Origin of the sequence: Salmonella sp. SAL00653, assembly GCF_046552515.1 — a bacterium.
GTDB classification, from domain to species: Bacteria; Pseudomonadota; Gammaproteobacteria; order Enterobacterales; family Enterobacteriaceae; genus Salmonella; species Salmonella enterica.
This window is the reverse complement of record NZ_JBGDTY010000001.1, coordinates 421,997-446,404: the sequence shown is the minus strand read 5'-3', so window position 1 is coordinate 446,404 and position 24,408 is coordinate 421,997. Positions and strand designations below refer to the sequence as shown.

The window sequence follows — 24,408 nt, the reverse complement described above, 5'->3', positions numbered from 1 at the left end:
CTACCGGGCAGCATCTCGATTACAGCATGTTCATGCGCGGCGGACAACGCTCCAGCAGTTCTACGCTGCCATCCTCATTTTGTTGCTCCAGCATCACATCAAAGCCCCATAACCGATGCACATGTTTCAGCACCTCTTTGCGGCCTTTATCCAGCGGTGCGCGGTTATGCGGGATATAACGCAACGTCAGCGATCTGTCGCCGCGTAAATCCACATTCCAGACCTGAATATTCGGCTCCAGGTTGCTCAGGTTATACTGTGACGACAGTTTTGATCGAATCTCCCGATAACCTTCTTCGTTATGAATGGCGGAGATCTCCAGATAATTATGCCTGTCATCATCAAGTACCGTGAAGAAACGGAAATCACGCATCACTTTTGGCGACAGGAACTGGCTGATAAAGCTTTCATCTTTAAAATCGCGCATGGCGAAGTGCAGCGTTTCCAGCCAGTCGGAACCGGCAATATCCGGAAACCAGTATTTATCTTCATCCGTGGGGGACTGACAAATACGTTTGATATCCTGGAACATGGCAAAGCCGAGCGCATAGGGGTTAATTCCGCTATACCAGGGGCTATTATAGGGCGGCTGAAATACGACATTGGTATGGCTGTGTAAAAACTCCAGCATAAAGCGTTCCGTCACTTTGCCTTCATCATACAGATGGTTCAGGATGGTGTAGTGCCAGAAGGTCGCCCAGCCCTCGTTCATGACCTGCGTCTGTTTCTGCGGATAAAAATACTGGCTGACTTTACGCACGATGCGCAGAATTTCGCGCTGCCACGGCTCGAGCAACGGGGCGTTTTTCTCCATAAAATAGAGCAGGTTTTCCTGCGGTTCAGCGGGAAAGCGGCGTGCTTCGGCGACCGTTTTTTCTTCTTCGCGTTTTGGCAGCGTGCGCCACAGCATATTCACCTGGCTTTGTAGATACTCTTCCCGGCTTTTTTGTCGCGCTTTCTCTTCCTGCAACGAGATTTTCTGCGGGCGCTTATAGCGATCGACGCCGTAATTCATCAGCGCGTGGCAGGAGTCGAGCAGTTTTTCTACTTCATCCACTCCGTAGCGTTCTTCACAGCGGGTAATGTAATTCCGGGCGAAAATCAGGTAATCGACGATAGAGCTGGCATCCGTCCAGCTCCGGAAGAGATAATTATTTTTAAAAAAGGAGTTGTGGCCGTAACAGGCGTGCGCCATGACCAGCGCTTGCATGGTGATGGTGTTCTCTTCCATCAGGTAGGCAATGCAGGGATTAGAGTTGATCACAATTTCATAAGCCAGTCCTTGTTGACCATGCTTATACAGACGTTCCGTCTCAATGAACTTTTTGCCAAACGACCAGTGTGGATAGTTGATCGGCATCCCGACGCTGGAGTAGGCGTCCATCATCTGTTCGGAAGTGATGACTTCAATTTGGTGCGGGTAAGTATCCAGTTGGTAGAGTTTCGCCACGCGGTCTATCTCTGCCAGATAGACATCCAGCAGATCAAATGTCCAGTCGGGTCCATCGCTCAAACGTGTGGTGTCCTTGTTCATGGAATCAATCGTTGCCATTCGCGCACCCTCATTGTTGGCGACGCTCTCTGTATGGAGCGCCTCCTTTCAAGCATAGAACACCATGTTAAAAAACGACTTGATCGTGAAAACTTTTCTTTGCGATTTCCTCCAATCTGAACGGCAAAAAAACGGGTATTGGCATCATTTTATGCTGTATAGCCATGCCGCGTAGCAGGAGATCCCAAACCAGTGGGATCGCTTGTCTTTAGGGTATATGTGAAGCACGTCACCATAAAAAAGTCATATGTTGAATAATATTTTCATCTGGGTTATCAAGATGTAATCAGAAGATTGTTCTTTTACTATTAACGGAGTGGCTATGCGAGTTGTCATCCTGGGGAGTGGCGTAGTTGGCGTGACCAGCGCCTGGTATTTGAGTCAGGCGGGGCATGATGTCACCGTCATCGATCGCGAATCCGGCCCGGCGCAAGAAACCAGCGCGGCGAATGCCGGACAAATTTCACCGGGATATGCGGCGCCCTGGGCGGCCCCTGGCGTACCGCTGAAGGCGATAAAATGGATGTTCCAGCGCCATGCGCCGCTGGCGGTGCGTCTGGATGGCACCCCGTTTCAACTGAAGTGGATGTGGCAAATGCTGCGTAACTGCGATACCCGGCATTATATGGAAAATAAAGGCCGCATGGTGCGTCTGGCGGAATATAGTCGCGACTGTCTGAAAACGCTACGCGCCGTGACCGGTATCGAATATGAAGGCCGCCAGGGGGGAACGCTGCAACTCTTTCGCACCGCGCAACAGTATGAGAACGCCACCCGTGATATCGCCGTGCTGGAAGATGCCGGGGTGCCGTATCAGCTCCTGGAAGCCAGCCGACTGGCGGAAGTTGAACCCGCTCTGGCTGAGGTTGCGCATAAATTAACCGGCGGACTGCGCTTACCGAATGATGAAACCGGGGACTGTCAGTTCTTTACCCAGCGTCTGGCGCGCATGGCGGAGCAGGCGGGCGTAACCTTTCGCTTTAATACTCCCGTGGAAAAATTACTGTACGAAAATGATCAGATTTACGGCGTGAAATGCGCCGATGAGATCATTAAAGCAGATGCGTATGTTATGGCGTTTGGATCGTATTCGACGGCGATGCTTAAAGGCATTGTTGATATCCCGGTGTATCCGCTGAAAGGCTATTCATTAACCATCCCAATCGTCGAGCCAGACGGCGCGCCGGTATCAACGATTCTTGATGAAACCTACAAAATCGCTATTACGCGTTTTGATAAGCGTATTCGCGTGGGGGGAATGGCAGAAATCGTGGGCTTTAATACCGACTTACTGCAACCGCGCCGCGAGACGCTGGAGATGGTTGTGCGCGATCTCTTTCCGCGCGGCGGTCATATTGAGCAGGCCACATTCTGGACCGGCCTGCGCCCCATGACGCCGGACGGCACGCCGGTAGTAGGACGTACCCGTTATAAAAATCTGTGGCTTAATACTGGACACGGCACCTTAGGCTGGACGATGGCCTGCGGTTCAGGCCAGTTGTTAAGCGATATCTTGTCGGGTCGTACGCCAGCGATACCCTACGACGATCTGAGCGTGGCGCGATACCGTTCCGATTTTACGCCCACCCGCCCGCAACGTTTGCATAGCGCGCATAACTGATAAAGGAAGTGAAATGACCCGCCCTATACAGGCCAGCCTTGATTTACAGGTAATGAAACAAAATTTGGCTATTGTGCGCCGGGCGGCCCCAGAGGCGCGCGTCTGGTCGGTAGTGAAAGCCAACGCCTACGGCCACGGTATTGAACGCGTGTGGAGCGCGCTGGGCGCCACAGATGGTTTCGCTATGCTCAACCTTGAAGAGGCGATTACCCTGCGTGAGCGCGGGTGGAAAGGGCCGATATTGATGCTGGAGGGGTTTTTCCATGCGCAAGACCTGGAGGCGTATGACACTTATCGGCTGACCACCTGCATCCACAGTAACTGGCAATTGAAAGCGCTGCAAAATGCGCGGCTTAACGCGCCGCTGGATATCTATGTCAAAGTCAACAGCGGCATGAACCGACTCGGTTTTCAGCCTGAGCGGGCGCAGACCGTCTGGCAGCAATTGCGGGCAATGCGCAATGTCGGTGAAATGACCCTGATGTCACATTTTGCTCAGGCCGATCATCCGGAAGGTATCGGGGAGGCGATGAGGCGTATTGCGCTGGCGACGGAAGGCCTGCAGTGTGCATACTCGTTATCAAATTCGGCAGCGACGCTGTGGCATCCCCAGGCGCATTATGACTGGGTCAGGCCAGGCATTATTTTGTATGGCGCGTCGCCGTCAGGACAGTGGCGGGATATTGCCGATACCGGACTAAAACCCGTGATGACGCTGAGTAGCGAAATTATTGGCGTGCAGACGTTGAGCGTGGGTGAAAGGGTAGGCTATGGCGGAAGGTATTCTGTGACTCAGGAACAACGCATTGGCATCGTCGCGGCGGGTTATGCCGATGGCTATCCACGCCATGCGCCGACCGGGACGCCTGTGCTGGTGGACGGTATCCGTACCAGAACAGTAGGCACCGTTTCAATGGATATGCTGGCGGTGGATTTGACGCCGTGTCCGCAGGCGGGAATCGGCACGCCGGTTGAATTATGGGGCAAAGAAATTAAGGTCGATGATGTCGCCTCTGCGGCAGGTACGCTGGGCTATGAGCTACTGTGCGCCGTAGCGCCGCGCGTGCCGTTTGTGACAACGTAACCTGACTCAGGCTAAGGCGTCGACCGGTCCACCTGGGGGCGGGTCGACGTTGTCCGGCGACCTTATTCTGCTTCATCTTCGGCGACGCGTACCCCAATCTTGTGTACCACGTTATCTTCTTTTTCAGCTACCGTCCAAATCATGCCGCCAAACTCCACCTGATCGCCGACGACCGGCGCAGCGCCCAGCAGTTGCTGTATGATTTCACCCAGGGTTTGTTGTTTATCCCGGTATTCCGTTCCTTCTTCCAGCCCGTAGATAAGCGCCACGTCGGCGAATTTCGCATTCGCTTCGAGGATAAAATCGCCAAAGAAACGCTGATCTAACGAAACCGGCGGCGACTGGCTAAACAATTTGCCCAGCGCTGGCAGATCGCGCTCCCGGCCAATCACGCAGAGTACGTCGCCTTCCTGCAGGCGAGTGCTACCCGTGGGGTGAAACAGTTCATTATTGCGAAATAGCGCGGCAATGCGGGTTTCGTTCGGCATATGCAGGTCGCGCAACGCCGCGCCGACGCACCATTTGTCGGCGCTCAACTGATAAATGAATTGCTCCCACGGATTATCAGGATGGATGTCAAGCCCCACGCGCGATACTGGCCAGCCAACCGGAGGCACGACCACTTTGGCTCTCTTCGCCGCCCATGACAGCGATGTTCCCTGCAGGAGCAGCGACACCAGTACCACAAAGAAAGCGACATTAAAGAACAGGCGAGCGTTTTCAAGCCCGGCCATCATCGGGAAAACGGCGAGAATAATCGGCACCGCACCGCGCAGTCCGACCCAACTGATGAAAATGCGCTCCCGAAGATTGAAGCCGCGAAATGGCAGCAGGCCGGTAAACACCGACAGCGGGCGGGCGAAGAAAATCATCCAGATAGAGAGAATAAGCGCAGGGACGGCAATCGGCCACAGATCGGAAGGCGTCACCAGCAGCCCCAGAACCAGGAACATCGCGATCTGCGCCAGCCAGGCTAGTCCGTCAAAGTTTTGCAGGATGCCGTAACGGTTGCGAATCGGGCGGTTTCCTAACAGGAATCCGCACAGATAGACCGCGAGAATGCCGCTGCCTTCAAGCGCGGTCGTCAAGGCAAAAATCAGAATACCGCCGCTGAGCGCCAACATCGGATACAGGCCGCTGGGCAGAGAAATACGGTTGATCATCTGCTGTAGCAGGTAACCGCCGCCCAGGCCAAAAACAATACCGAGACCGAATTGCTGGATAATATGGACGGCAAACATCCAGTCCAGACCGGTTTCGTGTTTCTGGATCATCTCAATTAATGTAATGGTCAGAAAAACGGCCATCGGGTCGTTACTTCCCGATTCGATCTCCAGCGTGGAGCCTACACGTTCGTTTAGCCCTTTGCCGCCAAGCAGAGAAAAGACCGCTGCGGCGTCAGTGGAACCGACTATCGCGCCAATGAGCAGACCTTCGATAAGATCCAGATGAAACAGCCAGGCGGCCATCATACCTGTTAACCCCGACGTGATCAGTACGCCGAGCGTCGCCAGCGACAGCGCGGGGCCCAGCGCTACCCGGAAAGAGCTGGCTTGGGTGCGCATGCCGCCATCGAGTAAAATAATCGCCAGCGCCAGGTTACTGACCATATAAGCGAAAGGATAATTATCGAAAGGAATACCGCCAATGCCATCCACACCCGCTAACATCCCAATGGCGAGAAAAATGACCAGAATCGGGATACCCAGTCGCGATGAGAATGAACTTAACAGGATACTGCTGGTTACAAGGATGGAACCTAAAATAAATAGACTAATAATTGTTGCAGCATCCAACGTTTTATATCTCCTGACTCACACGACTTCGTATTATTTAACATTAACATAATAACGGCCAGGGCAGCGTTTTACTTAGCCTGTCGGGGACTTTTTTTACAATTACAGCGTAGGATGACCAGATAAAGTGAGTTGAGTCTCCTGGCGCGTATTTTTAAGCGTTGCGTTTGCCCCGATAGGGAGCGTTACCGTACGCTGTTCATGCCCGAAGTCGAGACCGGTAATCAGCGGAACGGACAGACGGGAACGTAAAAACGCGTAGACGCTCTCCAGAGAATAGCCGGCGTCATACTCGTTGGGCGCCGCGCCGCTAAAGCTGCCGAGAACGATGGCGCTCTGGCGGTTTAAAATTCCGGCATACTCCAGTTGCAAAAGCATACGCTCCACCCGGAAAGGATGCTCATTGACATCTTCCAGCACTAAAATTCCTTTATCGATAGTCGGCATCCAGGGCGTACCGATAAGGGAAATCAACATCGCCAGATTTCCGCCCCATAAGGTGCCTTGTACGTCGCACTGAGGGCCGTCGCCTTGCCACTCTACGGTAAATTGCGCCTTGCGTAGCGCCAGCCAGAAATGTTGCTCGGTGAACGTATTCAGCGTTTCGGCGCCAAAATTTGCCGCCAGCATAGGACCGCTAAAGGTGATGACATTGGCCTGCGCCAGGAGTCCAGCCTGAATCGCCGTAAAATCGCTATGACCGCAAATCAGTAAGGGATCGCACTGTTGCCGGGAGGCGAGCGCCTGCCAGTCGATACGATCCAGCAAGCGGCTGGCGCCATAGCCGCCGCGAACCGGCATGACGATCGTATCCGGCGAAGTTAGCGAGGCCAGCGAATTAACATCGGCCAGCCGTTCCGCGTCCGTACCGGCAAAACGCTGATAGCGGCGACGAATCACCTCGTCATTCTCCACGTGATGGCCCGCGTCAGTCAGGCGCTGAACGCCGCGTAACGCGGCCTGTTGGTTAATACAGTAGCCCGAGGGGGCGATTAAATGAAACAGAGACATGGTAATTCCTTGCTGACAATAGAATGCAAATGTATATCATGCCGCATATATTAGGCGATGTCCCTCGTTGTGCGACGTTTCTGGATGCGCACCAGGGAGGCAATCTAAGTGCCTGGCCGGGGCGGTTATAACCTCTTCGGCAGATAAGTTACGGCTATAAGGATAGATGACGTGAAATTAAGATGGTTTGCTTTTTTGGTAGTAATACTGGCTGGCTGTAGCTCAAAACAGGATTACAGGAATCCGCCGTGGAATGCCGAAGTGCCTGTAAAGCGTGCGATGCAGTGGATGCCCATCAGTGAAAAAGCCGGGGCGGCATGGGGGGTTGATCCGCATTTAATCACCGCGATTATCGCCATTGAATCCGGCGGCAACCCTAACGCGGTCAGTAAATCCAATGCGATTGGCCTGATGCAGTTAAAGGCGTCGACCTCCGGGCGCGACGTTTACCGTCGTATGGGCTGGCGTGGCGAACCGACCACCAGCGAGCTGAAAAACCCTGAGCGTAACATCTCAATGGGCGCGGCGTATCTGAGCATTCTGGAAAATGGGCCGCTGGCCGGCATCAAAGATCCGCAGGTGATGCAATATGCGCTGGTCGTCTCTTATGCTAACGGCGCAGGCGCGTTATTGCGTACTTTTTCATCCGACAGGAAGAAGGCGATAGAAAAAATTAACGATCTGGATGCTGACGAGTTTTTTGAACATGTTGTTGATAATCATCCCGCGCCGCAGGCGCCGCGCTATATCTGGAAGCTTCAGCAGGCGCTGGACGCCATGTAGTTTAGCGTGAAGATTATTCTCGCACTTTATTCGCTCTTTCTCGGGCGTCGCGCTCAAGCGAAAAAATAATCCGCTGCAACTCCCGCTCCACCGCCGGGCTAACGTTAAGGAAACGAAAGCTCAGGCGGGGAGTGGTGATCGTTTCATTTTTCCCATCAATCACTTTACGCTCGCTGATGGCGATAAGCTGGGCGTCAACGTGAAGAATCCCCCATGGCCCCATGTTCAGTTCAACCTGCGAAAAGCGCGCGCCTTCGATTAGTCCGTCGGGGATGGCGGATTCCAGTAGCGCGCCCATGCCGCCCAGGGAAAGATCAAACAGGCGAAAACGTAACGTACGGGTGTCCGGTAGCGTGGTGACGCCGTAATAAGGCGGATACAGCGGCGCGCCAATACGAAAATACTCCCGGCGCTGGACAAACCACAGTGACGACGGCAGGGGCGTGATAAAGGCCGGCAGCCGCTGATATTCGCCTGTAACGAGTTGCGGCAACGTGAACTCGACTTTTGCGCCCTGCGTTTCTGCGATAATGGCTACCTGCCCGGCACGTAATACGGCGCTATTTTCATATTCCTGGCTGCCGTAATCCACGATGAGTTTTTCCGGGTCTACCGCCAAAATTTTACTGATGAATTGACCATGCGCCCATGAAATACGCAGTGGAACCTGATTTTTATTTAAATCCCGTAGCACGCCTAATATCGCTAATGGATTTTTTTTCAGGAACTGCTCATTGTAACCACTCACACGAAATAACCCCTGATACGCAGACTATCGTTGGGTTATCGGCATCAGTAGAAAGAACTTAATAGCGATAAATAAATTTTTATGTCCGCGAGATAAATCAGTGTTCAGAAATGCGACGCTCGACTTTGCCTATACTTAAAACGTTTTTACTGGAAAGAGGGTTTGCAAATGGGAATTATCGCCTGGATTATTTTTGGTTTGATTGCCGGCGTTATCGCCAAATTGCTTATGCCGGGGCGCGATGGCGGGGGATTTATCCTGACCTGTATTCTCGGTATCGTCGGGGCGGTCGTTGGCGGATGGCTGGCGACGATGTTTGGTATTGGCGGCAGTATCAGCGGCTTTCATCTGCACAGTTTCCTGGTCGCCGTGGTGGGCGCGATTGTGGTGCTGGTGATTTTCCGCCTTCTGCGACGCGGCTAACCGCTGCAGAACGTGTAAGCGTTGACCCGGTCAGCGCCGGGTCAACCTACTATAAACACGCGTTACTGCGTCGCTGCAGACGGCGTTTTTGTCGGCGTTGCGCTTAACGATGCCGGACGAGTAGACGGTACGCTATCGCACGGTTTTTCCTGCGGACAAATCAGATCGAGCATTTTCAGCGTCACGCCGTTGGTCCAGCCAAAGCCGTCCTGAAGGGGATATTCGCCGCCGCCACCGCCGGTTCCGGTACTGCTGACGTCATATTTTTCGACCAGTTTTTTCTCGCGATCGTAGGTGTGCTGCACATTGGTTAAAAAGCGCCAGGTGACTTCCATTGCCACGTCATCCTGCCCATAATTTTGCAATCCTTCGGCAGCGACCCATTGTAACGGCGCCCAGCCGTTTGGCGCATCCCATTGCTGTCCGCTTTTAACCGAGGTGGTAGCCAGCCCGCCAGGCTGTAGCTGATGCGCCTGGGCCGCCGCCGCCACTTTCGCGGCGCGATCTTTCGCGGCGGCGTTTACATAGAGCGGGAACAGTGCGGCAGCGGTGAGTTGGTCACGGATTTTATTGTTCTGCAGATCGTAGTCGGCATACCAACCCTCTTTGTTATTCCACAGATGCATTTCAATGGCTTTTTGCCGCGCGTTGGCCAGCGCGTCATATTGCGAGGCTTTGGCCCGATCGCCCGCCGCAGCGCTGGCGCGGGCGAGGGTCTTCTCCAGCTGATACAGCAGAGCGTTAAGATCGACAGGGACAATCGTGGTGGTACGAATGGTACTGAGCTGCTGCGGATTATCCATCCAGCGGGAGCTGAAATCCCAGCCGGAGGCGGCGGCAGATCGGAGGTCCCGATAGATCTCCGTTGCCGGGCGGTTGGGGTTGCTTTTGGCGGTAGCGATATCTTCAACCCAGGATTCAGGGCGGGGCGTATCCCGATCGTCCCAGTAGCGGTTGAGAACGCTGCCGTCCTCCAGTTTGACGACGCGTTGGTTTTGTTGCCCTGGCTGCAATGTCTCAACGCCCTCCATCCAATAGGCGTACTCTTTTTGCAGTTGCGGCAGGTATTCTTTCAGCGCATCGTCACCTTCATGTTGCGCCAGTAACTCAACCATAAACGCAAAGAAAGGCGGCTGCGAACGACTCAGGTAGTAGGTACGGTTGCCGTTAGGAATATGCCCCCAGGCGTCAATTTCGTAACCAAAGTTCGCCACCATATCCGCCACCTTATCCCAGTGCCCGCTTTCCGCCAGCCCCAGCATCGTAAAATAGCTGTCCCAGTAGTAAATCTCTCTGAATCGCCCACCCGGCACGACATAGGATTCAGGCAACGGCAAGAGCGAGTCCCACTTTTTGACGTTTTTAGTTGAACGGGTCAGCACCGGCCACAGGCCATCAATATGTTCACGCAATGACTGCCCGGCAGGTGGGACATATTTTTCACCCGCTTTCGGCAGGGTGAAGTTAACATCAACAAAATGACGTAAATCGAAGCCGGACTGGTTCCGCTGCATACGATAATCCGCAAGAATCATGAGCGGATCGCTATTAGGTATGGCGTCAGCAAAGGTTTTCTGATCGGGGAGGAGTTTTGCATTCTGGACATCATTAAAGAGCGGGCCAAGCAAAATATCCGGCGGCTGCGGAGTTTCAGTGTCGGAAGACGGGTCTGCGGCAGTCGCCGAAAACGATGCAAACGTCAGCAGCGTCCCTGCCAGCGCCAGTTTTATGGCTTTCTGCAGTAGAACAGAACGGCGAATCTCTGGGGGTATCATCAAGTTATCTCCTTAGCGGTGAGCCAAAGCCAACGGCATTTACCATGACAAAACCTTAGTCTACGATGACCAGATACGCGTGATTGAACCGCTATTTTGCGAACAAACAGACATTTTATTGAGACAGAATTTATCGGCGCGCGCGTGGAAAACGGGGTATACAGACAAAAAATCCACGCCGGGACGTGGATTTTAGCGCAATAACTTGTAGCCTTAACCCGGATAGATACCGCGATCTTTACGGGCCAACAGAATGCGCTCACAGGCGACAATATAGGCTGCGGTGCGCAGAGAACAGGATTTCTCAGCCGCTTTCTCCCAGACATGGACAATCGCGTCGGTCATGATTTTGTCCATGCGCGCGTTGATCTCTTCTTCGCTCCAGAAGAAGCTGGCCATATCTTGTACCCATTCGAAGTAGCTGACGGTTACGCCGCCTGCGTTACAGACCACGTCAGGCACCACAAGGATACCACGGCTGGCCAGAACATCATCAGCATCCGGATAGGTCGGGCCGTTAGCCCCTTCCAGCACCAGCTTACACGTCAGGGCTTCCGCGCGCTGACGAGTTATCTGGCCTTCAAGCGCCGCCGGGATCAGAATATCCATCTCCAGACGCCAGAACGCATCGCTGGCGATAGTTTCCGCGCCCGGGAAACCGGCTATCTGTTTGTGTTCTGTCTGCCATGCCGTGAGCGCTTTCATGTCAATACCGGTGGCGTTAAACAGCGTCGCGGTATGATCCTGAATCGCCACGACACGGGCGCCAGCGCCTGCAAACAGACGCGCGGCTTCGCTGCCGACGTTACCAAAACCCTGAACCGCAACGCGAGCGCCTTCAACGGCGATATTCGCCCGACGCGCGGCTTCCAGCCCGCTGACGAAAACGCCGCGCCCCGTCGCTTTTTCACGACCCAGCGAACCGCCAAGATGGATAGGCTTACCGGTGACGACGCCAGTGACCGTCGTGCCATGATTCATGGAATACGTATCCATCATCCAGGCCATCACTTTACCGTTGGTGCCGACATCCGGCGCAGGAATATCTTTCTGCGGCCCGATGATAATGCCGATCTCGCTGGTATAGCGGCGGGTCAAACGCTCCAGTTCACCTTCCGACAGCGAGAACGGATCGACGCGGATGCCGCCTTTGGCGCCGCCGTACGGCAGATTCAGCGCGGCACATTTGATGGTCATCCATGCTGACAGGGCCATCACTTCATTGAGATCAACGTCAGGATGGTAGCGAACACCGCCTTTACCCGGACCTCGGGAGAGGTTGTGCTGCACGCGATATCCTTCGAAATGACGAATAGTGCCATTATCCATTTGTACCGGAATATCGACGATCAGAGCGCGTTTTGGGTGGCGCAGAGTATCCACCCAGGGGGATAACTCGCCCAGATAAGGGGCCACACGCTCGATTTGTTGCAGGTAGGTATTCCAGGCAGATGTGCTGCTATCTGAAGCGTAAGATAACTTATCCATGATAAACCTTAGTGATAAAAGTAATATGTTCTTTAATTGACCGTGGTACATAGTAGATCACACCATGTAGCGATAAATTTAACACTTTTTTAAACAATTAACTCAGATCAAAAATGGCAGGCAGTTGGATTTTTGTTATGATTTTGGATGAGAAGTGGTTAACTATCCGATATAAGAGGTGAAATATCGCTAATTATGCAATTAATTGCTTAAATATGCGTGATATGTGCAAGGCGGCTATTTGTCATAATTATGACGCACCTCTAAAAGTAAACATTATGATAACGACATGTATCAATGTTATGTCGTCCTGTCGGCGGGGAAACGTCTTCGCCTGGCGCGTAAAAAGATAAAAATAACCGGAGTCAGACGGCGCTGACCCCGGTTTACCTCTTTATTGTTGACGCGACTCAAGCCACACCAGCACCAGCGTCGACAGTGAGCACATCAGCAGAATGCCGACAAACCACAGTAAATACCACATCGCTCCCGCTCCCTAATAAAGTTCATGATCGTTGCGGCGGAGGGTCTCCAGGTTGATACGCCCCAACATTTTGTAATAGCTCCACAGCGTATAGAGCAGTACGATCGGCAGAAAAATCAGCACAATCACCAGCATGATTTCGAGCGTCATCTGGCTGGAGGTGCTGTCCCACACCGTCAGGCTGGAGAGAGGACTAACACTCGACGGCATCACAAAAGGAAATAGCGTTATGCCGGCGGTAAAGATGACGCAGGCCTGGGTCAGGGAAGCGAACAGAAATCCACGAATAGTCTGACCGCGAAGGCAGGCATAGAAAGCCAGAATCGGCAGGATCATACCGAGCAACGGGATGATGAGCAGTAGCGGCGAGCGTATAAAGTGGTTCATCCATGCGCCAGGGAGTATCGCCACGCCTTTTAAGAGCGGATTGGAAGGGCCGTTGGCATCCTGCGTGAGTAAGACAAAGCCATCAACGCCGGCCCACAGCCAGTAACCGGCCAGCAGGAAGCAGATCACGATCAGCAGCGCGCTGTGGCGGGTGGCCGACAGAGCCCGTTGACGAATAACGCCCTCCGTTTTCAACTGTAACCAGACGCCTCCTTGCATAATCACCAACGACAGACTCAATAATCCACACAGTAGGGCAAAGGGCGAGAGTAACTGCCAGAAGGTGCCAAAATAGTCAACATGAAGCTGCGGCGTGAAGGCAAACGGCACGCCTAAAAACAGGTTGCCGAACGCGATGCCGAATACGACTGGGGGCACCAGGCTGCCGATAACCAGACCGGTATCCCACAGCGCGCGCCAGCGGGCATTGGCGATTTTACCCCGATAATCAAAGGTCAGCGGGCGAAAGAAGAGGGCACACAGCACCAGGATCATCGCCACATAAAAACCGGAAAACGCGGCGGCATAGACCCGTGGCCAGGCGGCGAATAATGCCCCGCCCGCGAGAATCAACCATACCTGGTTTCCTTCCCAGTGGGCACCGACGCTATTGATCAATACCCGGCGTTCGTCATCGTTGCGCGCTATCAGCGGGAGCAGGCAACCGACACCCATATCGAACCCGTCAGTTACCATAAATGCTACCAGGATGACGCCAATCAGCAGCCACCAAATGAACCGCAACGTTTCATAATCCAACATGATTGTCTCCTTTATCCCTGTTGTTGCGCTTGTTGTTGATGTTGCATGGCGCTCGGCCCAAGACGCGCGTACTTCTGCATCAGATAGACTTCCGCGATTAAAAACAGGGTGTAAAGTCCGAGGATAAGTCCCATTGAGAAGGCCAACTGGCCCGGCGTCAGCGCGGAGTGAGCGTACCAGGTCGGCAGAATGTCCTGAATCGCCCAGGGCTGACGGCCAAACTCCGTCATAAACCAACCGGCTTCAATGGCAATCCACGGTAACGGCAGGCTCCAGAGCGTCATACGCAATACCCAGCGATGCTGGTCGATACGCATTCGCAGCGTCTGTATCAACGCAATCAACATCACCACTAACAGCAGCGAACCGCAGCCGACCATAATACGGAAACTCCAGAACACCGGCGCCACCTGAGGAATAGCGCCACGCTGGGCCGCACGATATTGCTCCGGCGTCACATGGTTCATATCCGGGGCATATTTCGCCAGCAGAATGCCGTACCCCAGATCGCCCTCAACGGCGTGAAACGCATTCAGTACCTGCGGCGAGCGATTGCCTTGCGCTATCTCCTGCATGAGTAACCAGGCCTCCCGGCCACGCTTCAGGCGCGGCAGAGCGTCGTCCATCAGGTTTTTTAACCCCGGAACCGGCGTATCCAGCGAATGGGTGGCCAGAATACCCAGCAGAGCGGGGATCTTCACGGCAAACGCATTACGCTCCTGTTCCTGCTGCGGCCAGGCAATCAGATGAAACGGCGCGGGCGCGGGTTCGGTTTGCCATTCGCCTTCCATCGCCGCCAGTTTCACCGGCTGAATTTGGGCGACTTCGTAGGCCGAACTGTCCCCCAGTTGCAGGGTTCCCAGAATGGCCAGGGTGCCGAATACTGAGCCGATAGCAAACGAGCGCAAGGCCACCTCACGCTCGCGGCCACGTAGCAGATACCAGGCGCTGATAGACATAATAAACATGGCGCCGGTGACATAACCGGACATGACGGTATGGACGAATTTCACCTGGCTCACCGGGTTAAAGACCAGATCGCTGAAGCTGCTCATTTCCATCCGTAACGTATCGATGTTGAAATGAGCGCCGGTAGGATGCTGCATCCAGCCATTGGCATTCAGAATCCATAATGCTGAAATATTGGAGCCGAAGGCCACCAGCCAGGTGACCAGCAGGTGTTGGTATTTATTCAGCCGCTGCCAGCCGAAAAAGAACAGGCCGACAAAAGTGGATTCGAGAAAGAAGGCCAGTAACGCTTCCATCGCCAGCGGCGCGCCGAAGATATCGCCCACATAGTTGGAATAGAGCGACCAGTTAGTCCCGAACTGAAACTCCATGGTCAGGCCGGTAGCCACACCGAGAGCAAAATTGATCCCGAAGAGCTTGCCCCAGAAACGCGTCATATCGCGGTAGACGGTTTTCCCCGTCACCACATAGATCGTCTCCATGACGGCCAGCAAAAAAATCAGCCCAAGCGTAAGAGGAACAAATAAAAAGTGATACAGCGCGGTCAGCGCAAACTGCCAGCGCGATAAGTCAATGACATCCCACATGCTAACTCCTGTAGGCAGAAAGAGAGTAAAAAGCTAATCAGTACCGGACACCGGTGACGTTCCTGTTGAGAGCGCTAGCGCGTCTCCAGCCATCGGCAGACTTCATCCAGGCGCTGGCGCGAATCGGCCAGATCTTCCGGGGCCGCCAGTACCAGCTCCGGCAAAGGACAAATCTCATAGCTATCGAGCAACGGCCCTTTAAGGGCGTCCAGACAGCGCACATGCCAGAGATGGCGCAATGCTGTGGCGTTGATTTGGCTTTCGCCATACCCGGAGATGCGAATCTGGATGTTCCCGTGTCCGCATAAACGTGCCAGAAAAAGACGATCGGCCTCGCTGAGCGGCAGTTGGGTCAAATTGATGCTGTGAGGTTGCAACGCCGGATCGCGTACGTGCGCCAATAATTCATGGGCCAGCGGCAGTCCATTCATCAGGCCAGCGACAGGCGGAGGCAGTAGAGAGTCGTCAGGCAGCGTATCGGCGGTAGCCGCTTGCCATAATGTCAGGGGCGCGCTACCTGCTTCCAGACGATCCGTCAGCAGACGTCGGTTATGCAGATGGCGTACCCGCCACAGGCCGCAGAAGATGGTCTCCTGGATCTCGCTTTCACTCCCGTCCGGATGCTGAATGCGTACTGAGACTTCGCCTTCGCCCAATAGCGTATTGAGGAATGAGAGATCATCGGCATTCAGGGGAGATAACTCCCATCCCAGCACGTCGCCGACTTCCGGAATGCGCCGGGCAAGCTGACCTCGCAGATCGGTCAACAATGCCATCACCGCCGGGCTGTGAGCGCAGCGCTCCAGCGCCGCCATACTTGGGTCGCCATTGACCTGACAGGTGAGCGGTAGGGGATTCATCGAGAAACTGGCGTCATCAGGCTGCGTACCTGGCCCCAGCAGATGAAAAAAGGCGTTGCTCATTGTGCTGTCTCCTGCGCTGCGGGAGTGTCAACCATCGAACGCATCAGCGTGAGCAGTTCAGCCCAGGGATGAATGCCGCTGAGCGCGCCGCGTAGCTCGCCGTCTGTAAAAACCAACGTCGCCGGAAATCGACGAACATTAAAGCGATCGCCGATAGCTTCGCTTTGTTCAAGGTCGGCCACCGCCACCTGCCAGTCAAACTGCGGGAACTCACGCAGGAGTTCGGCAATCATCACCGGGTTATCGCTGACTTCCGGCGTACACCGCGGATCGCTACTTAACAGGATGACGCCATCTCCAACCAGTTTGATCCAGTCGTCTACCGTGGAAGCCTCTACCGGTTGCCATCCACGGGTTAACAGGCGTTGCCATAGCGCAGAGAACGGGGTGTCATTCGCCACTTCTTTTGCCCTCCAGACGTGTCTGATACTGACGTATGCGCACTCCCTCATAATTTTCCATCGACAGGCATTTATAGTTCAGGCAGCGTGCGACCTCGTTTGCCTGCGGTACGATCCCCCAGGCGGCCAGTTGCGCCAGGGCGGCCTGTTCCGCCGCCGGTAGCTGGCCGCGAGCTATTTCGCTCAGGCTACCGCCATAGTCGTCCAGTTGCGCCGGTTGCAGACCGACCAGCGCTATGTGACAGGGCAGATGCCCGCGGATGTCGGCCAGCGCCAGAACTTCGGAAAAACTGTTTTGATGCAGACTCATTTTTTTGGCGCTGAGATACGCGGGGATTTTCTCGCCGGCATAGGTTCGCAGGCTGCCCGGCGCCAGGCCGTAATCGATCGCGTCAAGGAGCAGGAGATGGCTGGCTTGCTCTACATAACCTAACAGGTTTAGCCCTTGCGTACCGCCGTCCACAATTTCTACCTCTTCAGGCCAGTGATATCGGGCATACAAACGCTCCGCGACCCGGATACCGAATCCTTCATCGGCCCACAGCAGGTTTCCTAACCCCATCACCACTACGCGTTGCGCATTCATGAGGGCTCCTTGTCGTGCGGTTTGGGGAATTTATGGCTGCGATAGCCATTGATCATGGTGGAGATCACCGTATCGTCGGACATAATGTCTTCCCGGATAGCGAGGTAAACGTGCCCGACGATGAAGGCGGCGATCAGCCACATACCCAGTCGGTGCCAGCTGTGAATATCGATGGAGTTGCCGCCGGTCCAGTAGAAAAATTCAACCACATAGCGGAACGGCGCAAAGATCGCGTACTGGCTATGCTCGCCAAACAGAGCGAAACCGGTGAGGATCATAAATACCGACAACAGGAAATAGCCGAACATCGCGGCCTGCGCGACAGGGTTATGTCCGATGTCGCTCCCCGGTTTTTTCTCCAGAAACAGATACCAGCGGACCACGGAGAAAGCGCCTTGCCACCAACTGTGACGCCAGACCGGGACGATAAACAGCTCTCGTGAATAGCGGTTGCCGACACAGGCCCAATAAATTCGCCCCAGCAGTAACACGGTAAAGATCATCGCGGCGGCAAAGTGGATCAGCCGGATATAGCCCATATAAAACAGATAGGTCGCCTCGCCACTCACCGACGGCAGCGGTCGGCCAATGAAGTAGCCTGTTACCATCAGTACCAACATGCAGGCCACCGTTAGCCAGTGCCACAGGCGTACCGGCGCTTCAAACACATAGTGGCTGACGGCAGTATCACGCGCCTCCCCGACGCGTGGAGATAGCTTTCCAGTCATCGTTCTTTTCCTTAACGCTTAGCGTACCTGGACGGCAATCAGTTCGCTGCCGTCGTTGCCGAGCACGTGGGTTGAACAGGCGAGGCAGGGGTCGAAGCTGTGCAGCGTCCTCAGGATTTCTAACGGTTGGTCGGGAATCGCCATTTGCGTTCCCATCAATGCCGCTTCATAGGCGCCGATCTGTTTTTTAGGATCGCGTGGGCTGGCGTTCCAGGTGGTGGGGACCACGCACTGATAGAGTTCAATCTTCTGATCGCGGATTGACGCCCAGTGTCCCAACGCTCCACGAGGCGCTTCGGTAAAACCGATGCCGCGGCAGTGCTGCGGCCAACTGGCCGGTTCCCATTTCTCGGTATTGGCGGTGGCCAGGTCGCCGTTTTTCAGGTTGGTCATAAGCCTGTCGAAAAAATACTGCAGCTTACCGACGGCCCATTGCGCTTCGTGCGCGCGGCATAAAATACGGCCAAGCGTAGACTGGATACCGGAGAGCGGCAGTTTAAGGGCGGACATCATGCGATCTACCGACTCTATAGTGGCGGCATCCCCTTTGTGGTACGCGATAAGCGTTCGGGCAAGCGGGCCCGACTTCCATGGCATGACCCCGCCAGCGCGGCGCTTTAATCCAGGAGTAACGTTCCTGCTCGTTGAGCTGCTGGATATGCGTATCGCTGCCTTTGACATCACCCGGGTTGTACCAGGGATCGGTAATGCCGTCAAAAGGATGACGGCCCAGCCGATCGTCCGGATAGCGATACCAGGCGTGATCCACAAACTCCTGTATCTGCTGCGGATCGGCCAAATCTACCGGCATAACGTTTTTAAAATCGCCATTGATCACCGCGCCGCCCGGCATTAACAGGCTTTGCTGGCTGAAGTCGTTGGCAATGTCCGGAAATGCGCCGTAGCTCAGCACGCATTTATCCGACAGACCGGTGCCAATTTGACTCCATGCTTTATTGAACTGGCCGATAGCCAGCGCGTCCGGAACCATCACGTTGTTAATGAAGTCGGCGGTGCGGGTGATGATCGACTGCACCAGGTTGAGGCGCTCCATATTGATAGCCCCGACCGCGCCGCTTTGATCGAGATTGATCGCGCACGGCATCCCGCCAACGATCCAGTTAGGATGGGGGTTCTTACCGCCAAATATGGTATGGATTTTGACGATCTCGCGCTGGAAGTCGAGGGCTTCAAGATAGTGGGCAAAGCCCATCAGATTAGCCTCTGGCGACAGTTTGTACTGTGGATGTCCCCAATAGCCGTTACGGAATATCCCAAGCTGGCCGCCATCGACAAATTTCTTCAATCGATTTTGTACGTCAAAGAAGTAGCCCGGCGATGACATAGGCCAGGCGGAAAGGCTTTGCGCCAACTGCGAGGTGGCGCGCGGATCGGCTTTCAGCGCATTCAGAACATCAATCCAGTCCATACCGGCTAACTGATAAAAATGGACCAGATGATCGTGACACCACAACGTAGCCAGCATGATGTTACGTATAATATTGGCGTTATCCGGCACCTGGATACCAATCGCATCTTCGATAGCGTACACCGATGCCAGAGCATGTACCCCGGTACATACACCACAAATACGTTCAACAAACGCCCAGGCGTCACGCGGGTCACGGCCTTGCAGAATGATCTCCAGCCCGCGGAACATCGTGCCGCAGGAAACGGCATTGGTAATGACGTTTTGCTCATCAATGTTCACTTCGCAGCGCATATGCCCTTCGATGCGGGTAATCGGGTCCACGATCAGACGACGGCCGGCGTCGTTAACGGTATAACCCTGGGTTTGATACTGGTTACTCATGCCTGTTTATCCTCATTGTCCGGCTGTTGTTCGGCTTGCGCTAACTGTTGTTTGTGGCGTTTACGTTGGTTGAGCGCGCTGGCGATAGCGTGACCGCCAACGCCCGCCGCGACCACGCCCAGCGCGGTCAGCCCCACCGTATCGGCGGTTGAATGGGTACCCATCTGGGGAATATCCACCACGCGGCTATAAAACGAGCCGCGATCCCAGAAACCATTTTCTGAACATCCCAGACATCCGTGACCGGACTGGATAGGAAAGGAGACGCCGTCATTCCAGCGTGTGGAGGAGCAGGCGTTATAGGTGGTTGGCCCTTTACAGCCCATCTTGTACAGACAGTATCCCTTGCGGGCGGCGTCATCATCCCAGCTCTCGACAAATTCACCGGCATCAAAATGGGCGCGGCGGTAGCATTTATCGTGGATACGCTGACCGTAGAACATCAGTGGACGGCCCATGCGATCGAGTTCCGGCAGACGATCAAACGTCACCATATAGGTGATAATGGCGCTCATGACATCCGGGATTGGCGGACATCCAGGGACTTTCACGATCGGCTTGTCGGTGATCACTTTATCGATAGGCGTTGCCTGGGTTGGATTGGGGCGGGCGGCCTGGACGCAACCCCAGGAGGCGCAGTTTCCCCAGGCGATAATAGCGCTGGCGCCCGCGGCGGCGTTCTTCAGTTTTTCAATAAACGGGCAGCCGCCGCTGATACAGAACATCCCTTGTTCTCCTAACGGCGGATTGCCTTCCACCGCCAGAATGTATTTCCCGGCGTAGCGAGTGGTAATATCGTCAAAGACTTCTTCGGCCTGTGCGCCGGCGGCGGCCATCAGGGTGTCGTCATAATCGAGGGAGATCAGCGAGAGGATCACATCTTTGGCTAGCGGGTGCGAGGAACGGATAAAGGATTCGGTACAGCAGGTGCATTCCAGTCCATGAATCCAGACCACCGGAATCCGCGGTTTATTCTCCAGCGCCCAGGCGATCTTTGGCGTCATTCCGGCGCCCAGTCCCAGCGATGTGGCGGCAAGGCTACAGAATTTGAGAAAGCTGCGTCGGGTCACTCCCTTACGACGCATGGCTTGATAAAAGGTCTCCTCGTTATTCATAACGCGTATTTTTTCTCCTTTTTGCACCACGCTCCGCCAGGGGCATAAGGCGCTTTTGCGGGTCCGTTGACGTTCCGCCAGCAAGGTAAATCATTGTGTTACGCGCGAGCGCGGAAACGAGCCCGATTCACTTTGCACCGGCGTATACCGCCAGAAATAATGTGAAAAAAGCGTATCGGATTAACGATAAGAAACAATGTGAAGTGTGTGGGTATAGCTTATAGCGGTATATTTATACCCATTATCGGTTTTTCGGCGAAAGGGCCGTGGCGGGGAAGGGCGGTTGAGCTTGTTCCGGAATGAGGTTTTCAGCGAGCCACCTCGGGTAGATTTAGCCTGGTCTCGCCATTTCAGGGATACGTAAGTTGATGCAAAAGGAGGGAGGAGTTGATGTCATCGTTAAAAGAAGCATACTTCGTGATGATTTTTATATAAAATAGTGGTGCTGGTTTTAAAGGAATGCAAAAAAGAGACTGTTTGAAAGAGGGCGTCCCATGAAAAATAACATCAGATTTGACTTATCCGATTATTTGATTCATTTTTTTCGGGACGTTGATTTAGAGACCGGTAGCCATATTTATTTGCCTGAACACTGTGGTTTTAATAATCAGCACCACGCATGTTTCATTGATGCTAAATATTTACTTCGATTATCTTTACGCAGTCATAAAATTTTCTCGTCCTGGTCATACCGAAATGGGCAACGAACCGTATATGGTGACTCCCCGGTGGTATGCTTTACAGATATGCCGATTGCAGCTTATTTAGAGACTGGTGTTCGCCGATTAGAACGAAATGAAAAAATCGGTTTATATGCAATCGTTTTACCTAAAGAGCAAATGTTTAATTATGGGGCAAGGCCAGTAATATATGGGTTAGATCAGCATAACAATGCTCGATGCTCGCAAGGCAGAAACGGGGAACGTATTCTTGATGAAACGGCTCTTCCTTTGATTGAACAATATAGATATGTTACTTATGTTCCAGGTAAGATTGACTGGACACATGAACGTGAATGGCGATGGCCATATCGTGGCGATATTAATAATTTCCTTAATCATATTAAAGAGTATGGTATTCCGGAAAACATTGAAAGTACCCCAGGATTTGATTTTAGATCAAGCGAAATAAGTGGTGCGGGGATAATCGTCCCGTTTGCAGAAGATATCCCTACCGTAGCTCACGATATTTTAACTTTAATTGACCGGGGTGTCATTGGAAGAAATACTTTCAAATTCATTATAGCTGTAGAGAGTTTACAATCATGGACCCAGCTCTCGGAACCGGGTGCGTTACTGTCCTGTATTAATGACAATATTTTCGAATTTGAATCTTTTTTTGATTTATCTGCATCTAAAGTAAAAAATTATGCTGACTCTATCAATGATTATGTAAGTGAATTATTTTCAAAAAAAGATTTTTTAAATGATAGCTATGCAATGGAATTTGGAAATGCCTGGGTCTGGATTCATGATAACCAATCCCAGGTGGTACGGGCGTTACTGCAGGCTGGAATGATCAAGGTTAATAAAGAAGGGCGGTACTTATTAGATGTTAATTTGGCTTCTGTCGATTGGCCATTAAGAAGAAAAGAGGCTTTCGCAAGTCATGTTGCGGGATGGCTCAAACATCGTTTTGATATCGAAGCGGGAAGGTATTCCGTTCGGGGAAAAGATGATTATGATGCGATCCCAAGTTATGAGACGCCGCTAAAGGATCAGCATCCTTTTTATAACCATACAGTGAATGTCGACTGGTAATTAAGAAAAGAACTTACTGTAAATAGACTCGTTTTAGCTCCATGCATTTTTGAGATCCCGGCCAGATTGACTCTGGCCCGATCTCTGACGAAAACTCTGAATCTTCGATGTTTCCAATTATGAATTTCTACACCAGTCTTTAAGTATCAATGCATTGTACCTGGTGCGCTGCTATAACTGTGTAAGAGGGATTGACGCTTAGAGCCTATCCCATTAGGGCTATTTTACTTGCCATTTTGGACCTGGGCAGTGCTCGCCAAAACGCGTTAGCGTTTTGAACGCCGCTAGCGGCGGCCCGAAGGGCGAGCGTAGCGAGTCAAACCTCACGTACTACGTGTACGCTCCGGTTTTTGCGCGCTGTCCGTGTCCAAACTGGCTGCGCCAATAACGCCTGGTGGGATAGGCTCTTAGTGTTAATGTACACCAAAGGTCGATGTGTTTACCGCACTTGTGGCTTGGTATGCAGTATGTATAATTATTGTGTGAATGTTTTCATAAATTGATTTGTCTCTTCTTTGGCCTTTTCTATTGATTTATGTTTATATATTTTTGATTGGTATGTGTATTTTTCTAACGCAGGTAAGTACTTAGAGACGTCGTTACCTTTTTTGAAATCTATAGGCATATGAATACTCGCATATAATATATTTATCCTCTGCGATGGCGTTAGCTCAGAATAATTTATACCTTGTTCATAATAAGAAAGCATCACATCATTGCAGATCCTGTCTTTATACGACTGCCCTATGTATGCGATGATAAGTCCATATATAAGTAGCAATCCAAAAGCGACACCTGCTTTGTGGCTATGAAGAAAATTATATTGTAGCCCAACAAAAAAAAGCACTTTTCTAATTAAAACAAGAATAAATGGTAAGGAAAATAAAAAACAACCGAAGTACATAATCACTTCGCCTGAATTCTGAAACATTTTATACCTTCCTGATAAATAATGGGTTAATTATCTGGTTAATATTCGTTGTCTATTATTTCTTTTATAAAAATAGACGATTCATTGAAATTTTTTTTGAAACTGGAGTAATTGCTAAGTGTTTTCGGTATGCAAAAGATGACTCGCCCATTTTTTACTATGGCATAATATCTTGGATACATTAGCGCTTCTTCTTTTGTGTTTGGAACACCGTCATAGTCTATTTTTTCATCAATAGAGTCAAGTTGGCTAAATAAAAAGACTCTTTTCCTTAGCAAAGTATTATGAACAATAGCATTTTCATATATATCAAGTGACATTGTAAGACTCAATGCAGCAAATGAAAGTAATGCAATGATGGAAATTGTTAATATTGCTAATGACAAGCCTTCCTGGCAATATAAAACAAGACAAAAGAGTGGGATTGCAGGGAGGTAAGTGACCAACGGGTAAAAACGATCGATTTTTAAATGTGATATGATATTCTGAGGAGATGTGACATGGTCCTGAACGCCCTTGTTAAAGATAATGCTGTAAAGCGTCAAACTATTGTCAATTTTATCTATTGCTTTAGCTTTTATTCTTTGTGTGAATATAAAAAACGTTATCAAAAAGGCAATAAATAAGAAAATGATTAAATTAGAAATAAAACTATCCACGGCATCATCCTGTATATCTACC

The 24,408-nt window shown here is 52.3% G+C and carries 21 protein-coding genes and 1 pseudogene; 5 read left to right on the top strand and 17 right to left on the bottom strand.

Annotated features, from left to right (window positions below; genetic code table 11):
• Window positions 1-19: 19 nt before the first annotated feature.
• Window positions 20-1,552, bottom strand: a complete 1,533-nt coding sequence (locus ACLJRU_RS02235) for a SpoVR family protein (protein WP_000190831.1) — start codon at window positions 1,550-1,552, stop codon at window positions 20-22.
• Window positions 1,553-1,874: 322 nt separating this feature from the next.
• Here ACLJRU_RS02235 and ACLJRU_RS02230 point away from each other — a divergent pair, with 322 nt between their 5' ends.
• Window positions 1,875-3,173, top strand: coding sequence for a D-amino acid dehydrogenase (locus tag ACLJRU_RS02230; RefSeq protein WP_023234996.1), 1,299 nt, complete (start codon window positions 1,875-1,877; stop codon window positions 3,171-3,173).
• Between the two features lie 13 nt (window positions 3,174-3,186).
• Complete coding sequence (gene dadX / locus ACLJRU_RS02225; RefSeq protein ID WP_000197906.1) at window positions 3,187-4,257, top strand: catabolic alanine racemase DadX; 1,071 nt, start codon at window positions 3,187-3,189, stop codon at window positions 4,255-4,257.
• A gap of 62 nt (window positions 4,258-4,319) precedes the next feature.
• Here dadX and ACLJRU_RS02220 read toward each other — a convergent pair whose 3' ends face one another.
• Together ACLJRU_RS02220 and ldcA are read right to left on the bottom strand one after the other, a co-directional pair.
• A complete protein-coding gene (locus ACLJRU_RS02220; protein ID WP_038394001.1) occupies window positions 4,320-6,053 on the bottom strand; it encodes a potassium/proton antiporter in 1,734 nt (577 codons plus the stop codon).
• Between the two features lie 102 nt (window positions 6,054-6,155).
• Complete coding sequence (gene ldcA, locus ACLJRU_RS02215) at window positions 6,156-7,064, bottom strand: muramoyltetrapeptide carboxypeptidase (RefSeq protein WP_023234995.1); 909 nt, start codon at window positions 7,062-7,064, stop codon at window positions 6,156-6,158.
• 171 nt (window positions 7,065-7,235) lie between these two features.
• Here ldcA and emtA point away from each other — a divergent pair, with 171 nt between their 5' ends.
• The gene (emtA, locus tag ACLJRU_RS02210; protein WP_000776974.1) at window positions 7,236-7,847 is read left to right on the top strand and encodes a membrane-bound lytic murein transglycosylase EmtA; all 612 of its coding nucleotides are present in this window, start codon (window positions 7,236-7,238) and stop codon (window positions 7,845-7,847) included.
• A 13-nt stretch (window positions 7,848-7,860) separates the two neighbouring features.
• On the opposite strand, the gene ycgR is transcribed toward emtA, so the two are convergent.
• Complete coding sequence (ycgR, locus tag ACLJRU_RS02205; protein ID WP_000017417.1) at window positions 7,861-8,595, bottom strand: flagellar brake protein YcgR; 735 nt, start codon at window positions 8,593-8,595, stop codon at window positions 7,861-7,863.
• A gap of 168 nt (window positions 8,596-8,763) precedes the next feature.
• Between ycgR and ACLJRU_RS02200 the strand changes: the two genes are divergently transcribed.
• Window positions 8,764-9,018, top strand: a complete 255-nt coding sequence (locus tag ACLJRU_RS02200; RefSeq protein WP_000511319.1) for a GlsB/YeaQ/YmgE family stress response membrane protein — start codon at window positions 8,764-8,766, stop codon at window positions 9,016-9,018.
• A gap of 62 nt (window positions 9,019-9,080) precedes the next feature.
• On the opposite strand, the gene ACLJRU_RS02195 is transcribed toward ACLJRU_RS02200, so the two are convergent.
• From ACLJRU_RS02195 to hyaA, 11 genes and pseudogenes are all read right to left on the bottom strand, one after another.
• The gene (locus ACLJRU_RS02195; protein WP_001540187.1) at window positions 9,081-10,793 is read right to left on the bottom strand and encodes an alpha,alpha-trehalase; all 1,713 of its coding nucleotides are present in this window, start codon (window positions 10,791-10,793) and stop codon (window positions 9,081-9,083) included.
• Window positions 10,794-11,006: 213 nt separating this feature from the next.
• On the bottom strand, window positions 11,007-12,281 hold the full coding sequence (locus ACLJRU_RS02190; RefSeq protein WP_023234994.1) for a Glu/Leu/Phe/Val family dehydrogenase: 1,275 nt from the start codon (window positions 12,279-12,281) through the stop codon (window positions 11,007-11,009).
• Between the two features lie 394 nt (window positions 12,282-12,675).
• The gene (cbdX, locus tag ACLJRU_RS02185; RefSeq protein ID WP_000270306.1) at window positions 12,676-12,765 is read right to left on the bottom strand and encodes a cytochrome bd-II oxidase subunit CbdX; all 90 of its coding nucleotides are present in this window, start codon (window positions 12,763-12,765) and stop codon (window positions 12,676-12,678) included.
• A gap of 12 nt (window positions 12,766-12,777) precedes the next feature.
• On the bottom strand, window positions 12,778-13,914 hold the full coding sequence (gene appB, locus ACLJRU_RS02180) for a cytochrome d ubiquinol oxidase subunit II (RefSeq protein ID WP_023234993.1): 1,137 nt from the start codon (window positions 13,912-13,914) through the stop codon (window positions 12,778-12,780).
• An 11-nt stretch (window positions 13,915-13,925) separates the two neighbouring features.
• Complete coding sequence (gene appC / locus ACLJRU_RS02175) at window positions 13,926-15,470, bottom strand: cytochrome bd-II oxidase subunit 1 (RefSeq protein ID WP_000263600.1); 1,545 nt, start codon at window positions 15,468-15,470, stop codon at window positions 13,926-13,928.
• A gap of 74 nt (window positions 15,471-15,544) precedes the next feature.
• Window positions 15,545-16,393 carry a hydrogenase expression/formation protein gene (locus ACLJRU_RS02170; protein ID WP_000063377.1) on the bottom strand — a complete coding sequence of 283 codons (849 nt, stop codon included), beginning with the start codon at window positions 16,391-16,393 and terminating at the stop codon, window positions 15,545-15,547.
• A complete protein-coding gene (hyaE, locus tag ACLJRU_RS02165) occupies window positions 16,390-16,794 on the bottom strand; it encodes a hydrogenase-1 operon protein HyaE (RefSeq protein WP_001540185.1) in 405 nt (134 codons plus the stop codon). Before hyaE ends, ACLJRU_RS02170 begins: the two co-directional genes overlap by 4 nt.
• Window positions 16,784-17,380: a hydrogenase 1 maturation protease gene (hyaD, locus tag ACLJRU_RS02160; RefSeq protein ID WP_000993807.1), complete on the bottom strand. Its 597-nt coding sequence runs from the start codon at window positions 17,378-17,380 to the stop codon at window positions 16,784-16,786. The genes hyaE and hyaD overlap by 11 nt, the downstream gene beginning before the upstream one ends.
• Window positions 17,377-18,108: a Ni/Fe-hydrogenase b-type cytochrome subunit gene (gene hyaC, locus ACLJRU_RS02155; protein WP_011264306.1), complete on the bottom strand. Its 732-nt coding sequence runs from the start codon at window positions 18,106-18,108 to the stop codon at window positions 17,377-17,379. The genes hyaD and hyaC overlap by 4 nt, the downstream gene beginning before the upstream one ends.
• Window positions 18,109-18,126: 18 nt before the next feature.
• Window positions 18,127-19,921 (bottom strand): annotated as a pseudogene (gene hyaB / locus ACLJRU_RS02150) (Ni/Fe-hydrogenase large subunit).
• On the bottom strand, window positions 19,918-21,036 hold the full coding sequence (gene hyaA / locus ACLJRU_RS02145) for a hydrogenase 1 small subunit (protein WP_023234992.1): 1,119 nt from the start codon (window positions 21,034-21,036) through the stop codon (window positions 19,918-19,920). Before hyaA ends, hyaB begins: the two are co-directional and overlap by 4 nt.
• A gap of 494 nt (window positions 21,037-21,530) precedes the next feature.
• On the opposite strand from hyaA, the gene ACLJRU_RS02140 reads away from it, so the two are divergent.
• Window positions 21,531-22,796 carry a DUF4427 domain-containing protein gene (locus ACLJRU_RS02140; protein WP_000794376.1) on the top strand — a complete coding sequence of 422 codons (1,266 nt, stop codon included), beginning with the start codon at window positions 21,531-21,533 and terminating at the stop codon, window positions 22,794-22,796.
• Window positions 22,797-23,271: 475 nt separating this feature from the next.
• Here the strand turns inward: ACLJRU_RS02140 and ACLJRU_RS02135 are convergent, their stop codons facing one another.
• The gene (locus tag ACLJRU_RS02135) at window positions 23,272-23,727 is read right to left on the bottom strand and encodes a hypothetical protein (protein ID WP_000487338.1); all 456 of its coding nucleotides are present in this window, start codon (window positions 23,725-23,727) and stop codon (window positions 23,272-23,274) included.
• A 38-nt stretch (window positions 23,728-23,765) separates the two neighbouring features.
• Window positions 23,766-24,386 carry a hypothetical protein gene (locus tag ACLJRU_RS02130; protein ID WP_024148653.1) on the bottom strand — a complete coding sequence of 207 codons (621 nt, stop codon included), beginning with the start codon at window positions 24,384-24,386 and terminating at the stop codon, window positions 23,766-23,768.
• Window positions 24,387-24,408: the final 22 nt, after the last annotated feature.